We start from the raw sequence: 13,682 nt of genomic DNA, 5'->3' as shown, positions 1-13,682 counted from the left end.
CCACGACAACACTGATTACCGGGCCTGCGATTCCTCGGACTGGCCCTCGGTGTCCGGCCGGATGTCGATCCGCCAACCGGTCAGACGCGCGGCCAGGCGGGCGTTCTGCCCCTCCTTGCCGATCGCCAGCGACAGCTGGTAGTCCGGCACGATCACCCGGGCGGAGCGCTGGGCGGCGTCCACGATCTCCACGCTGGTCACCCGTGCGGGGGACAGGGCGGCGGCCACCATCTCCCGCGGGTCCTCCGACCAGTCGACGATGTCGATCTTCTCGCCGTGCAGCTCGCCCATCACCGCGCGCACCCGGGAGCCCATCGGGCCGATGCAGGCGCCCTTGGCGTTCAGGCCCTGGCGGCGCGACCAGACCGCGATCTTGGTGCGGTGGCCGGCCTCACGGGCGATCGCCGCGATCTCCACGCTGCCGTCCGCGATCTCCGGGACCTCCAGCGCGAACAGCTTCTTCACCAGGCTCGGGTGGGTGCGCGACAGCGTCACCGAAGCGCCGCGCACACCCCGGCGCACGGCCACCACGTAGCACTTCAGCCGGGTGCCGTGCCGGTAGTCCTCGCCCGGGACCTGCTCCTGCGGCGGCAGGATGGCCTCCAGCTTGCCGATGTCGACCAGCACGTTCTTCGGGTCGTTGCCCTGCTGGACGACACCGGTGACGATGTCGCCCTCCTTGCCCGCGTACTCGCCGAAGGTCTGGTCGTCGGCGGCGTCGCGCAGGCGCTGCATCATCACCTGGATGCCGATGCTGGACGCGATCCGGCCGAAGCCGTTCGGGGTGTCGTCGAACTCCTTCGGCTCGACGCCCTCCTCCAGCTCCGCCGGGTCCTCCATGGCCCACACGGTGACGTGGCCGCTCTTGCGGTCCAGGTGCACCCGGGCCCGGCGGCGCGAGCCCTCGGTGCGGTGGTACGCGGTGAGGAGGGCGGACTCGATGGACTCGACCAGCAGGTCGAAGGGGATGTTCTTCTCGTTGACCAGCGTGCGCAGGGCACTCATGTCGATGTCCACGGCTACGCCTCCTCGTCTTTCGTCACGTTCGTCATGGTCGTACGGCACCCGGGGGTCACTCGGCGCCGTCCTCCCCCTCGTCGAAGTCCGCGGCCTCGTCCAAGAGCTCGTCGTCCTTGCGGTTGAACTCGACCTGGACGCGCGCCCGGTCGACCTCCGCGTACGCCAGACGGCGCTCCTTCGGGCGGCCGCGGCCCTTCACCGGCTGCACCTCGACCAGGGCGCCGTCCTCGTCCGCCTCCAGCACCCGGGCGACGATCTCCCCGCCGTCCACCAGGTGGATCCTGGCCAGCCGGCCCTCGGCGCGCTGCCAGTGCCGGGGCAGGACCAGCGGACGCTCCGCACCCGGCGAGCCGACCTCCAGCAGGTACGCGTCGTCCCCCATCAGGTCCGACTCGTCCAGGGCCGCACCGACCACCCGGCTGAACTCGGCGATGGCGTCCATGTCCACACCGCCGTCGGTGTCGACGTCGATCTGCACCTGTCGGCGGCTGCCCGCCCTGGTGACCCTGACGTCCTCCAGGTCCAGGCCGGCCTGCTCGGCCAGCGGCTCCAGCAACGCTCGCAGCCAGTCGGTGTGGGTGGTGCTCATCCGGGTGGACTCCTCGGCCGCGTCTGCTGTTGTCAGAAGGTCGCCCCGCGCCCCCGGTGCCACACCGGATCACGGCAGCTCGGCCCAAAGCCTATCCGGTCAGGCCCCCAACCACCGATTCCGGACCGCCGCCCACCGCCCGCACGCCACCCACTGCGAGCAAGCTCACACCCGGCACGGCATCCCCGAACCGGGCCCGGGAACGTGGGGATTCTGTAATCATTCACGCCAACGAGGGCAGCGGGGAGGCCGTCCTCCCGTACCCGCCCGGAGTGACCCCGATGCAGCCGCCCAGCCGACGGACCTTCCTGGCCCTCGGACTGCTCACCGCCCTCACCGCCTGCACCGCCGACCCCCGCGGCGCCCGCCCGGCCGGCCCCGCCCCGACCCGCGACCCGGACGCCCCCGCCCGGCTCCGCGCGATCGCCGACACCGACCTGCTGCTCGGCGCCTACGACAACCTGCTCACCGTCCCGGGCGCCCAGACCGCCATCCTCCAGCCCCTGCGCGACGACACCGCCCAGCACCGCGCCGCCCTCGCCCAGGGCCTGCCGACGGCGAGCCCCTCGCCCACCGGCACCCCGGTCCGCTCCCTGCCCACCCTCCCCGAGCTGGCCCTGATGGAGCGCCGGACCGCCGAGTCCCGCCTCAACGGCCTCGACGAGGTCAGCCCGCCCCTCGCCCGGCTGCTCGCCGCCGTCTCCGCCTCCAACGCCCTGCACGCCGCGGCCCTCGGCGACCCGACCCCCGTCAGGACGCCCGACGGCCGCACCGAGGCCACCCCGGCCGCCAGGACCGCCGCCGTCCCCGCCCTGCAGACCGCCCTCGGCGCCGAACACGCCGCCGTCTACGGCTACGGCGTGGTCGGCGCCCACCTCCCCGACGACCCCCAGCGCGCCGACGCCCGCTCCACCCACGCCGCCCACCAGGCCCAACGCGACGCCTGGCAGCGCCTCCTCACCTCCTCCACCGCCGCCCCCACCCCCGCCGCCGGCGGCTACCAGCTCCCGTTCCCGGTCGCCTCGCCCGCCGACGCCGCGAAGCTCGCCGTCCACCTGGAGACCCGACTGACCACCGCCTACGCCGACCTGGTCACCGCGCTCCCCGCCCCTTACCGCCCCTCCGCCGCCACCGCCCTGCGCGAAGCCGCCCTCCGGGCCCACCGCTGGGGCGCTCCGGCCACTCCCTTCCCGGGCCTCCCCGGCTGACCCCGGGCCCTCGCCGGCTGACCGCAGGGCCGCGCCGGCTGACGGCGGGCCCGCACCGCCTGACCCCGGCGGACGCGCGGGGCGAAGCCCGCACGCCCGCCCCGCCCCAAACCCCGACAATGGACCCATGTCGGAAGCCGAACCCACCATCACCGTTCCCAGCCGGCTGACGAACACCGTCACCGCCACCCACGGCGACGTCGCCCGCCGGTGGCTGGCCACCCTCCCCGCCCGGGCCGCCACCCGCCTCGCCGCCTGGAACCTCACCCTGGAACGGGTCCTCGACCCCGGCGGCAGCCTGAGCCTCGTCGCGTACGTCCAACGCGACGACCTCTCCCCCGCCGTCCTCAAGATCGGCCTGCCCACCCCCGAGACCGCCCACGAGCACACCGCCCTCGCCCACTGGGCGGGCCGGGGCGCCGTCCTGCTCCTCGACGCCGTCCCCGCCGAGGGCGTCCTGCTGCTCGAACGCCTCCACGGCGAGATCCCGCTGCGCTCCCTCGCCGAGCCCAAGGCCATGCTGGAGGCCACCAGCCTGCTGCACCGCCTCTGGACGGAGCTCCCCGAGGGCCACTCCTTCCCGGCCCCCGCCCAGCGGATCGCCACCACCGCCCGCCTCGCGGAACGCTCCCACCCGGCGGCCGCCGAAGCGCGGCACCTGGTCGCCGAGGCCCTGGACACCGCCCGCGACCTGGCCGGCTCCGCCACCGAGTCCTTCCTGCTGCACGGCGACTTCCACCACGGCAACGTCCTGGCCGCCGACCGCGCCCCCTGGCTGGCCATCGACCCGCGCCCGCTCGCCGGCGAACGCGCCTACGACCTGGCCCGCCTGGCTCTGGACCGCGCCGACACCCTGCTCGGGTCCCCCGGCGCCCCCGCCGCCGTCCGCCGCCGGCTGGGCCGGCTCTCCGAGGCCCTGGAGGTCGACCAGGACCGCCTCCGCGGCTGGACCCTCTTCCGCGCCGTCGACCTCGCCCTCCGGGCCCTCGGCACCGACCGCCGCGAGGACGCCGAGCTGTACCTCGAGTTCGCGAACTCCCTCTAGCCCGAAGCCCCTTGGCCCTCGCCCGCAGGCGCGCTCCAGGCCCCGGCCCCCCGCAGGGGCAGCCGGGCCCCCATCACCGCGTACAGCCGGTCCGTCGCCGGAAACCGCACCGCCCGCGCCAGGTCCCGGTACCCCAGCCCCCGGTACAGCCGCCGCGCCGGCGTCTCCGCGTCGATCGCCGACAGGATGCTCCGGTCTAGTCCCGACCGCTCGCACAGCGTCCGGATGAGCCGCGAACCGACCCCCTGCCCCTGGAACTGCGGCAGCACGTGCAGCTCGGTGACGGCGAACACCCCGTCCAGCCAGTCCCCGTGCCCCTCCGCGGCCAGGTAGGGCTCGATCACCGTGCTCCACCAGTGCTCCCGCTGGTTGGGCATCCCGTACCCGAACCCGACCAGCCGCCCGCCGCTCATCGCCCCGAACGCGATCACCCCCGGCTGCTGGGCGTGCCGCCCCACGATGTGCAGCCGCACCGCGACCTCCTCGGGCGTCAGCCCGAACGCCACCGCCTGGACCTCCAGCGCCTGCGGCGCCCAGGCCGCAAGGTCGATGGCCTCGATCGTCACCCCGGTCAGCTGATCCATGCTCCGGACGTTACTACCAGCGGCCCCGCGGCGCGGCCGAAGATCCCAACAGCGCTTCGCGCAGCTTGCCGGACCCGCGCGGAACAGCGCCGCGACCCGCTGCGGCAGCACGCTCAGAACAGCACGCTCATGAACGCCCCGACCTCCTGGAAGCCCACCCGCCGGTACGCGGCCCGGGCCCGCAGGTTGAAGTCGTTGACGTACAGCGACACCACCGGCGCCACCTCCCGCAACGCGACGTCCAGGACCGCCGCCATCCCCGTCTCGGAGAGCCCCCGCCCCCGGTGCTCCGGAGCGACCCAGACCCCCTGGATCTGGCAGGCCCCTTCCGTCACCGCCCCGATCTCCGCCTTGAAGACGACCTGCCCGTCCTCGTCGAACCGCGCGAACGACCGCCCGGTGGAGACGAGTTCGGCCACCCGGGCCTGGTAGAGCAGCCCGCCGTCCCCCGCCAGCGGCGACACCCCCACCTCCTCGGTGAACATCGCCACGCACGCCGGCATCAGCGCCTCGACCTCGTCCCGCCGCACCCTGCGCACCAGCGGGTCCGGCGCGATCTCCGCCGACGGCGCCGAGGTCGCCAACAGCGGCTGGTGCGCCCGCACTTCCCGGGCCGGCCCCCAACTGCGCTCCAGCAGCGCCCAGAAGGCCGCGGTGGCCGCCGCCGGCCCGACGATCGAGGAGCAGCGCCGTCCCTGCCGGCGGGCCCGCTCGGCGAACGCCGCGACCGCCACCGGCCCGGCGTTGACCAGGACCAGGTTCGCCCCGGCGTAGCAGAGCGCGTCCAGCACCCCGTCCGCGTCGTACCAGCCCCACAGCTCCCCGCCGAGCCGCCACGGGTCCAGCCCGACGGCCTCGACCCTGGTCGCGACGAACGCGTTGGCGACCGGGTCGCGGTGGAGGATCTCCAGGGCGCCCGGGAGGTCCGGCGGCTCCAGCACGCGGGTGGTGGCCAGGGCCCGGGCGGCCTGGAAGGAGCTCGGGAGCATCACACCTCGATCGAGCATCGAGACAGCACCTCACTGAGACGACTCTGGCCGCACCCTACTCCGTGGCCCCACCCGGCTACGGCCGCGGGGCCGTCCGCGAACGGACGGCCCCGCTTCCGGAAATCACCGCGCGGGTGTTCCGCACGGTCAGGACAACCCACGGCTGTCGGAACACGCTACGCGGGGGTTCGCTCCCCGCGACCGGTCACTCCCCCGCGACCACGGTAGGCGAGCCCGCCTCGACGCCCGCCTCCTGCATCTGCTCGGCGAGCTTGAGCGCCTCCTCGATCAGGGTCTCGACGATCTTCGACTCCGGGACGGTCTTGATGACCTCGCCCTTGACGAAGATCTGACCCTTGCCGTTGCCGGAGGCGACCCCGAGGTCGGCCTCGCGGGCCTCGCCCGGACCGTTCACGACGCAGCCCATGACGGCCACCCGCAGCGGCACCTCCATGCCCTCCAGCCCGGCGGTGACCTCCTCCGCGAGCTTGTAGACGTCCACCTGGGCGCGCCCGCAGGACGGGCAGGAGACGATCTCCAGGCCGCGCTCGCGCAGCCCGAGCGACTCCAGGATCTGGTTGCCGACCTTGATCTCCTCGGCCGGCGGGGCGGAGAGCGAGACCCGGATGGTGTCGCCGATGCCCTCGGCCAGCAGCGCGCCGAAGGCGACCGCCGACTTGATGGTGCCCTGGAAGGCCGGCCCGGCCTCGGTCACGCCGAGGTGCAGCGGGTAGTCGCACGCGGCGGCGAGCTGGCGGTAGGCGTTGATCATCACGACCGGGTCGTTGTGCTTGACCGAGATCTTGATGTCGCGGAAGTCGTGCTCCTCGAACAGCGAGCACTCCCACAGCGCCGACTCGACCAGCGCCTCCGGGGTGGCCCGGCCGTACTTCTCCATCAGGCGCTTGTCCAGCGAGCCGGCGTTGACGCCGATCCGGATCGGCACGCCCGCGTCCTTGGCGGCCTTGGCGATCTCGCCGACCTTGTCGTCGAAGGCCTTGATGTTGCCCGGGTTCACGCGCACCGCCGCACAGCCGGCGTCGATCGCCGCGAAGACGTACTTCGGCTGGAAGTGGATGTCCGCGATGACCGGGATCTGCGACTTCTTGGCGATGATCGGCAGCGCGTCGGCGTCGTCCTGCGAGGGCACGGCGACCCGGACGATCTGGCAGCCGGACGCGGTGAGCTGGGCGATCTGCTGGAGGGTGGCGTTGATGTCCGAGGTCACGGTGGTGGTCATCGACTGCACCGAGACCGGGGCGTCGCCGCCGACCGGCACGTTGCCGACCATGATCTGCCGGGAGTAACGGCGCTTGGCCAGCGGCTTGAGCGGCAGGGACGGAATACCGAGCGAGATCGCGGTCATGTGCGCAGGGTTCCCCGGGGTTGAGGTGTGGTCGACCGCCCGGCCGTGACACGGCCGAGGCCGGGCGCGCTGTGATCGCGCACCCGGCCTCCACGGTACGGCACCGCAACGGCGCCCAGCACACCCGCCGTACCCGAACGTCCTAGCCGATCTTCACCGGGTTCACCAGGTCGGCGACCATCACCAGCAGTGTGAAGCCGATGAAGACGCTGGCCACCACGTACGCCACCGGCATCAGCCTGGCGACGTCGAACGGGCCCGGGTCGGGCCGCCGGAACAGTTGTGCGAAGCGGCGGCGGACCGCCTCCCAGGCGGCGCCGGCGATGTGCCCGCCGTCCAGCGGGAGCAGCGGCAGCATGTTGAAGAGGAAGAGCGACAGGTTGATCCCGGCGAGCAGGTTCACGAAGACCGCGATCCGCTGGGTGGCCGGGATGTCGAGCGAGATGACCTCGCCGCTGACCCGGGCGGCGCCGACCATGCCGATCGGCGAGTCCGGGTCGCGCGGGGCGTCGCCGACGACCGCGTTCCACAGCCCGGGGATCTTGCCGGGCAGGGCGATCAGCGACTTCACCCCGTTCTCGGCCATGTCGTACATCCGGTCGAGCGACTGCCCGAAACCGAGCTGGACCACACCACTCGCCGGAGTGAATCCGAGGAACCCGGCCTGGACGGTCTGGCCCTTGAGCGGGACGTTGTCGCCGTCGTACTTCTGGACGTCGTTGACCGCGATGGTCGGGGTGAGGGTCTGCTGCTGCCCGTCCCGCTCGACCACCACCGGCACCGTCCGGCCGGCCGACCTGCGGATGTCCTCCTGGAGCTGGTCGTAGGTGCGGATCCGGTCGCCGTCGAAGGAGAGGATCCGGTCGCCCGCCTTCAGCCCGGCCTGGGCGGCCGGCGTCTGCGGGGCGCCCTCCGGGCAGCTGTCGGTCGGCTGCCCCGCCTTGACCACGCACTGGGCGACGGTCTTGACCGTCGGCACGCTCATCTGGACGCCGAAGCCCATCATGACGGTCAGGAAGAGCCCGAACGCCAGGACCAGGTTCATGAACGGCCCGGCGAACATGACGATCATGCGCTTCCACGGCTTGCGGGTGTAGAAGAGCCGGCTCTCGTCACCCTCCTGGAGCTCCTCGTAGGAGGCCTCGCGGGCGTCCTCGATCATGGTGCGCCAGGGCGAACTGCTGCGCTTGGTGATCCGGCCGTCATCGCCCGGCGGGAACATCCCGATCATCCGGATGTACCCGCCGAACGGGATCGCCTTGATGCCGTACTCGGTCTCGCCCTTCCGGCGCGACCAGAGGGTCGGGCCGAAGCCGACCATGTACTGCGGCACCCGGATGCCGAACAGCTTGGCCGTGGAGAGGTGGCCGAGCTCGTGCCAGGCGATCGAGATCAGCAGCCCGATGACGAAGACCAGGATGCCGACCACCGTCAAAACCGTTGCCACCGCTGGTCCTCCGTCATGCCGCTCCGCTCATCGTCTCGTCCTACCGCAATCATGGCCGTCGCCCGGCCGTCGCCCGGTGGTCAACCGGCCGCCAGCTCGCGGGCCCGGGCGCGCGCCCAGTCCTCCGCGTGCAGGACGTCCTCCACCGTCAGGGAAGTTCCCGACGCCGGACCGCCGTCCCGCCCGCCGTGCTCGGCCACGACCTTGGCAACAGTGTCCACGATTCCGGTGAAGGCGAGACGGCCCTTCAGGAACGCCTCCACGCACTCCTCGTTGGCCGCGTTGAAGACCGCCGGGTTGGTGCCGCCCAGGGTGCCCACCTCGCGGGCCAGCTCGACCGCCGGGAAGGCCTCGTCGTCCAGCGGGAAGAACTCCCAGGTGGCGGCCTTGGTCCAGTCGCAGGCGGGGGCGGCGTCCGACACCCGGTCCGGCCAGCCCAGGCCCAGCGCGATCGGCATCCGCATGTCCGGCGGGCTGGCCTGGGCCAGGGTCGAACCGTCGGTGAACTCGACCATCGAGTGCACCACCGACTGCGGATGGACCACGACCTCGATCCGGTCGAACGGCACGTCGTACAGCAGGTGCGCCTCGATCACCTCCAGGCCCTTGTTCACCAGGGTGGCCGAGTTGATCGTGACGACCGGGCCCATCGCCCAGGTCGGGTGCGCCAGCGCGTCCTGCGGGGTCACCCCGGCCAGCTGCGCACGGGTGCGGTCGCGGAACGGGCCGCCGCTGGCGGTCACCACCAGCTTGCGCACCTCCGCCCGGGTGCCGCCGGCCAGCGCCTGGAACAGCGCGGCGTGCTCGGAGTCCACCGGCACGATCTGGCCCGGCTTCGCCACCGCCTTCACCAGCGGACCGCCGACGATCAGCGACTCCTTGTTGGCCAGCACCAGCACCCGGCCCGCCGCCAGCGCGGCCAGCGTCGGCCGCAGGCCGATCGAACCGGTGATGCCGTTCAGCACCGAGTGGCACTCCAGCGCGGCCAGCTCGGTCGCCGCGTCCGGGCCCACCAGCACGGTCGGCAGCGGACGGCCCGCCGCCTTCGCGGCCAGCGCCTCGCGCAGCGCCGGCTCGGCCGCCGGATCCGCCACCGCCACGGTGTGCACGCCCAGCCGCACCGCCTGCTCGGCGAGCAGCTCCACCCGGCCGCCGGCCGCCGACAGGGCGACCACCCGGAAGCGGTCCGGGTTGCGGAGCACCACGTCGACGGCCTGGGTGCCGATCGAACCGGTGGAACCCAGGATCACCAGCTCCCGGGGGCCGGAGGGGTCCGCCACGGTGGGCGTGAAGCGCAGCTGCGGGTGGGCGAGCGAAGTCATGCGCCCATTGTGTCCTGTTCGCGGCGCTCCCCAGGACGACCTCCGGCCCTTCGGACTACCGTCGGAACCATGCGTACCGTCATCGCCGGGGGCCACGGACAGATCGCGCTCCAGCTGGAACGGCTGCTCGCCGCCCGCGGCGAGCGGCCCGCCGGGATCATCCGCCGCCCCGAGCAGGCCCAGGACCTCGTCGACGCCGGCGCCGAGCCGCTGCTGCTCGACCTGGAGGCCGCCACCGCCCCGCAGCTCGCCGGGCTGCTGACCGGTGCCGACGCGGTGGTCTTCGCCGCCGGCGCCGGACCGGGCAGCGGCGCCGCCCGCAAGAACACCGTCGACCGGGACGCCGCCGTCCTGCTCGCCGACGCCGCCGAACTCGCCGGGGTCCGCCGGTACCTGATGGTCTCGGCGATGGCCGCCGACGCCGAGGCGCGCCACCCCGCCGACGAGGTCTTCGAGACCTACCTGCGGGCCAAGGGCGCCGCCGACGACGCCGTCCGCGCCCGGACCGCTCTGGACTGGACGGTGCTGCGCCCCGGGCGGCTCACCGACGGCCCCGGCACCGGCCTGGTCCGGCTGGCCCCCTCGGTCGACCGCGGCGCGGTGGACCGGGCCGACGTGGCCGCCGTCCTGGCCGCACTGCTGCACGAACCCGGCACGGCCGGACTGACGCTGGAGCTGGTCGCCGGGAACGCCACCGTCGAGGAGGCGGTCGCCGCGGCCGCCGGGCACGACGGCTGAACCGGCGCGGGCGCGCGTGGGGGGTGCGGGGAGCGCTCGGACGCGAGGAGGGCCCGGTTCGGTGAACCGGGCCCTCCCGCTACCGCCGTAGCGCTGCCATGGCACCGCTACGGCGTCACTACGGTGCCGCTCAGAGGTCGAGGCCGGTCAGGACCATGACCTTCTCGACGGTGTAGTCGTCCATCGCGTACTTGACGCCCTCACGGCCGACACCGGAGTCCTTGACGCCGCCGTACGGCATCTGGTCGGCGCGGTAGGACGGCGCGTCACCGATGATCACACCGCCGACCTCCAGCTCCCGGTGGGCGCGGAAGGCGGTCTGGAGGTCGTGGGTGAACACGCCCGCCTGGAGGCCGAACGCCGAGTCGTTGACGGCCGCGAAGGCCTCGTCCACGCCGTCCACCTTGTGCAGCGACAGCACCGGGCCGAACACCTCGGCCTTGGCCAGGATGGCGTCCCCGGGCAGGTCGGCCAGCACGGTCGGGGCGTAGGTCGCGCCCTCGCGGGTACCGCCGGCGAGCACCTTGGCGCCCTTGGCGACCGCGTCCTCGACCCAGGACTCGACGCGCTTCGCGGCGTTCTCGTCGATCAGCGGGCCGACGTCGGTCGCGTCGTCGCTCGGGTCACCGGTGACCTGCGCCTTGACCTTGGCGACGACCTTCTCCGCCAGCGCGTCGTACACCGAGGCGTCGGCGATGACCCGCTGCACCGAGATGCAGGACTGGCCGCCCTGGTAGTTGGCGAACATCGCGATCCGGGTGGCCGCCCAGTCCAGGTCGGCCTCCGAGGACCAGTCGGCGAGCACCACGGCCGCGGCGTTGCCGCCGAGCTCCAGGGTGCAGTGCTTGCGCGGCACCGAGTCCATGATCTGGTAGCCGACCTTGTCCGAACCGGTGAAGGAGATCACCGGCAGGCGCTCGTCCTGCACCAGGGCCGGCATCCGGTCGTTCGGCACGGTCAGGATCGACCAGGAGCCGACCGGCAGGTCGGTCTCGGCCAGGATCTCGCCCAGCACCATCGCCGACAGCGGCGTCGCCGGCGCCGGCTTCAGGATGATCGGGGCGCCGACCGCGATCGCCGGGGCGACCTTGTGGGCGACCAGGTTCAGCGGGAAGTTGAACGGGGCGATCCCCAGCACCACACCGCGCGGGAAGCGGCGCACCACCGCGAAACGGCCCACGCCGCCCGGGTCGGTGTCCAGCCGCATGGTCTCGCCGTTGGTGCGGCGCGCCTCCTCGGCGGCCCAGCGGAAGACCGACACCGCGCGGCCGATCTCACCGCGGGCCCACTTGATCGGCTTGCCGTTCTCGGCGCTGACCAGCTGGGCGAGCTCCTCGGTGCGCTCGGCCAGCCGCTTGGCCACGTGGTCCAGGGCGCCGGCACGCTGGTGCGCCGGGGTGGCGGCGAACACCGGCAGCGCCGCGACGGCGGCGTCCAGCGCCTCCTCGACCTGGGCCTCGGTCGGGATGCTCACCTTGCCGACCAGACGGCCGTCCCAGCTGTTGTGCACCTCGAAGTCGGCGTCGCCGCTCGCCCGGCGGCCGGCGAGCCAGAAATCGTACGTGGTGGTCACCGTGGTACCGGCCCTCTCCTCGTCTGTCCTACGGCCCACGGACGTGGGACCCGGATTTGAGGGTAGGGGTGTCGACACGCCGATCGGATTGGCCGACCAGGAGTGTTCGACTCCGGGGTCACTCCACCGCGTCCAGCCGGGTGTTCTATTCCTCCCCGGAACGGAGCGCCAGCCACAGCTCCATGCGCACGTCCGTGTCGTCCAGCGAGCGGCCCAGCAGCTCCTCGACCCGGCGCATCCGGTAGCGCAGCGTGTGCCGGTGCACGCCCAGGTCGGCCGCCGCCGCGTCCCACTGGCCGTGCCGGGACAGCCACGCCCGCAGCGAGGCCACCAGGTCCCCGCGGGCCGTCCGGTCGTGCTCCCGCAACGGCCGCAGCAGCCCCTCCGCGAAGGCCGTCACCGCGTCCTCGCCGAGCAGCGGCAGCAGCGACCCCGCGCCGACCTCCTCGTGGTCCACCGACCGGCGGCCACCGCGCAGCGCCACCGCCAGCGCCCGCTCGGCCTGCGCGTGCGCCGTCCCGGCGTCCTCCAACGCGGCCGGCGCCGAAACGCCCAACGACAGGCCCTCGTGCTCCTCCACCGCGCCCAGACAGGCCCGGTGCACCGCGCCGTTGTCCAGCGCCAGCACCATCAGCCGCGGCCCGTGCGCACCGTCCTCCCGCGCCACCAGCAGCTTCTCGCCCACCCGCGAACCCGCCTGCTCGGCCCGGTCGCCCAGCTCCCCGAGCGCCTCCGCGGCATCCGCGGACGCCGGCCCGGCCCCGGCCACCAGAACCCGTATCGTCCCCTCCGGCAGACCCCCGAACAGCCCCACCGCCACCTGCCGGGCCGTCGCCACCTCACCCGCCAGCACCATCCGCAGCAGCGCCGCGCCCATCCGCTCCTCGGCCTGCCGCAGCTCCCGCGAACGCTCCAGGGTGAGGGTCAGCAGCGCCACCGCCGCGTTCAGCACGTACCGCTCGGTCGGCGTGATCCGGTCCTCGGTCCCGACCGCCAGGAAGCCCCGGGCCCGCCGGTCCGCCCCCAGCGACTGGACCACCACGTAGTCCTCGTCCGCCGTGTCTATCCCCGGCGCGCGGCCCTGCAGCGCCGCGCTCGACGGCGCCGGCCGCCGACGCAGCCGGTCCACCTCCGCCGCCAGCCGCCCCGCCCGGCGCGCCGCCCAGTCCGGAGCCACCACCGACAGCGCGCCCGACCCGTCGTACAGCGCCGCCCAGCCCCCCAGCCGGGCCGCCAGCCGGCGCACCACCGCCGTCGTGCCGTCCTTGCCGAGCGCCGCCCGGGTCAGCTCCTCCTGCGCCTCGAAGCTGGTCGTCACCGCCTCGTACTGCTCCGCGGCCAGCGCCGCCGACACCACCTTGCTGATCGCGATGAACGGCGTCGGCTCCGGCACCCGCAGCAGCGGCAGCCCGCGCTGCGCCGCCGCGTCCACCAGCGGCTGCGGCACCTCGGTGTGCGACAGCCCCACCCCGAGCCCCAGCCCGACCACGCCCGCGTCGGCCAACCGGTGCACGTACGCCTGCAGCTGCGCCGCCGTACGGCCCAGCTTGATACCGGTGGTGAGCAGCAGCTCACCACCCTCCAGGAACGGCGTCGGGTCGTCCAGCTCACTGGTGTGCACCCAGCGGACCGGCCGCTCCAGGTGGTCCGCACCGGCGAGGACCGTCAGATGGAGCGACGTGTTGCGGACGACGGAGGCGAGTGTGGGGGGCATGGCACCTTCGGAGGATCGACCTGACCGCGCCGTTGCGGCCGGGCGAGGAGAGGGACGTGGGACTGGTGAGGGTCTCTCCCCTTCATT

At 73.6% G+C, this 13,682-nt stretch carries 12 protein-coding genes; 3 read left to right on the top strand and 9 right to left on the bottom strand.

Annotated features, from left to right (window positions below; genetic code table 11):
* Positions 1 to 15 precede the first annotated feature (15 nt).
* Positions 16 to 1,017, bottom strand: coding sequence for a transcription termination factor NusA (nusA, locus tag ACFY0X_RS33570; RefSeq protein ID WP_387760269.1), 1,002 nt, complete (start codon positions 1,015 to 1,017; stop codon positions 16 to 18).
* A gap of 55 nt (positions 1,018 to 1,072) precedes the next feature.
* Positions 1,073 to 1,609: a ribosome maturation factor RimP gene (gene rimP, locus ACFY0X_RS33565; protein WP_387760267.1), complete on the bottom strand. Its 537-nt coding sequence runs from the start codon at positions 1,607 to 1,609 to the stop codon at positions 1,073 to 1,075.
* A gap of 281 nt (positions 1,610 to 1,890) precedes the next feature.
* Here rimP and ACFY0X_RS33560 point away from each other — a divergent pair, with 281 nt between their 5' ends.
* Together ACFY0X_RS33560 and ACFY0X_RS33555 are read left to right on the top strand one after the other, a co-directional pair.
* The gene (locus ACFY0X_RS33560; protein WP_387760313.1) at positions 1,891 to 2,817 is read left to right on the top strand and encodes a ferritin-like domain-containing protein; all 927 of its coding nucleotides are present in this window, start codon (positions 1,891 to 1,893) and stop codon (positions 2,815 to 2,817) included.
* A 127-nt stretch (positions 2,818 to 2,944) separates the two neighbouring features.
* Complete coding sequence (locus tag ACFY0X_RS33555) at positions 2,945 to 3,862, top strand: aminoglycoside phosphotransferase family protein (protein WP_387760265.1); 918 nt, start codon at positions 2,945 to 2,947, stop codon at positions 3,860 to 3,862.
* On the opposite strand, the gene ACFY0X_RS33550 is transcribed toward ACFY0X_RS33555, so the two are convergent.
* The 5 genes from ACFY0X_RS33550 to dxr all read right to left on the bottom strand — a co-directional run bounded on the left by ACFY0X_RS33550 (position 3,859) and on the right by dxr (position 9,570).
* Positions 3,859 to 4,446: a GNAT family N-acetyltransferase gene (locus tag ACFY0X_RS33550; protein WP_387760264.1), complete on the bottom strand. Its 588-nt coding sequence runs from the start codon at positions 4,444 to 4,446 to the stop codon at positions 3,859 to 3,861. The two genes, ACFY0X_RS33555 and ACFY0X_RS33550, sit on opposite strands and share 4 nt — an antisense overlap.
* Positions 4,447 to 4,559: 113 nt before the next feature.
* A complete protein-coding gene (locus ACFY0X_RS33545) occupies positions 4,560 to 5,435 on the bottom strand; it encodes a GNAT family N-acetyltransferase (protein WP_387760311.1) in 876 nt (291 codons plus the stop codon).
* Between the two features lie 205 nt (positions 5,436 to 5,640).
* The gene (ispG, locus tag ACFY0X_RS33540; RefSeq protein ID WP_387760262.1) at positions 5,641 to 6,801 is read right to left on the bottom strand and encodes a flavodoxin-dependent (E)-4-hydroxy-3-methylbut-2-enyl-diphosphate synthase; all 1,161 of its coding nucleotides are present in this window, start codon (positions 6,799 to 6,801) and stop codon (positions 5,641 to 5,643) included.
* A 142-nt stretch (positions 6,802 to 6,943) separates the two neighbouring features.
* On the bottom strand, positions 6,944 to 8,248 hold the full coding sequence (locus tag ACFY0X_RS33535) for a M50 family metallopeptidase (protein ID WP_387760260.1): 1,305 nt from the start codon (positions 8,246 to 8,248) through the stop codon (positions 6,944 to 6,946).
* Between the two features lie 80 nt (positions 8,249 to 8,328).
* A complete protein-coding gene (gene dxr, locus ACFY0X_RS33530; protein ID WP_387760258.1) occupies positions 8,329 to 9,570 on the bottom strand; it encodes a 1-deoxy-D-xylulose-5-phosphate reductoisomerase in 1,242 nt (413 codons plus the stop codon).
* Positions 9,571 to 9,639: 69 nt separating this feature from the next.
* On the opposite strand from dxr, the gene ACFY0X_RS33525 reads away from it, so the two are divergent.
* The gene (locus ACFY0X_RS33525; protein ID WP_387760256.1) at positions 9,640 to 10,308 is read left to right on the top strand and encodes an NAD(P)-binding oxidoreductase; all 669 of its coding nucleotides are present in this window, start codon (positions 9,640 to 9,642) and stop codon (positions 10,306 to 10,308) included.
* A 130-nt stretch (positions 10,309 to 10,438) separates the two neighbouring features.
* Here ACFY0X_RS33525 and ACFY0X_RS33520 read toward each other — a convergent pair whose 3' ends face one another.
* Positions 10,439 to 11,881, bottom strand: coding sequence for an aldehyde dehydrogenase family protein (locus tag ACFY0X_RS33520; protein ID WP_387760255.1), 1,443 nt, complete (start codon positions 11,879 to 11,881; stop codon positions 10,439 to 10,441).
* 145 nt (positions 11,882 to 12,026) lie between these two features.
* On the bottom strand, positions 12,027 to 13,595 hold the full coding sequence (locus ACFY0X_RS33515; RefSeq protein ID WP_387760253.1) for a PucR family transcriptional regulator: 1,569 nt from the start codon (positions 13,593 to 13,595) through the stop codon (positions 12,027 to 12,029).
* Between the last annotated feature and the right edge of the window lie 87 nt (positions 13,596 to 13,682).

The sequence above is a fragment of the Kitasatospora sp. NPDC001547 genome (assembly GCF_042894165.1).
Classification (GTDB): domain Bacteria; phylum Actinomycetota; class Actinomycetes; order Streptomycetales; family Streptomycetaceae; genus Kitasatospora.
The sequence above is the reverse complement of the archived record's forward strand: the minus strand, read 5'-3'. Positions and strand labels throughout refer to the sequence as shown.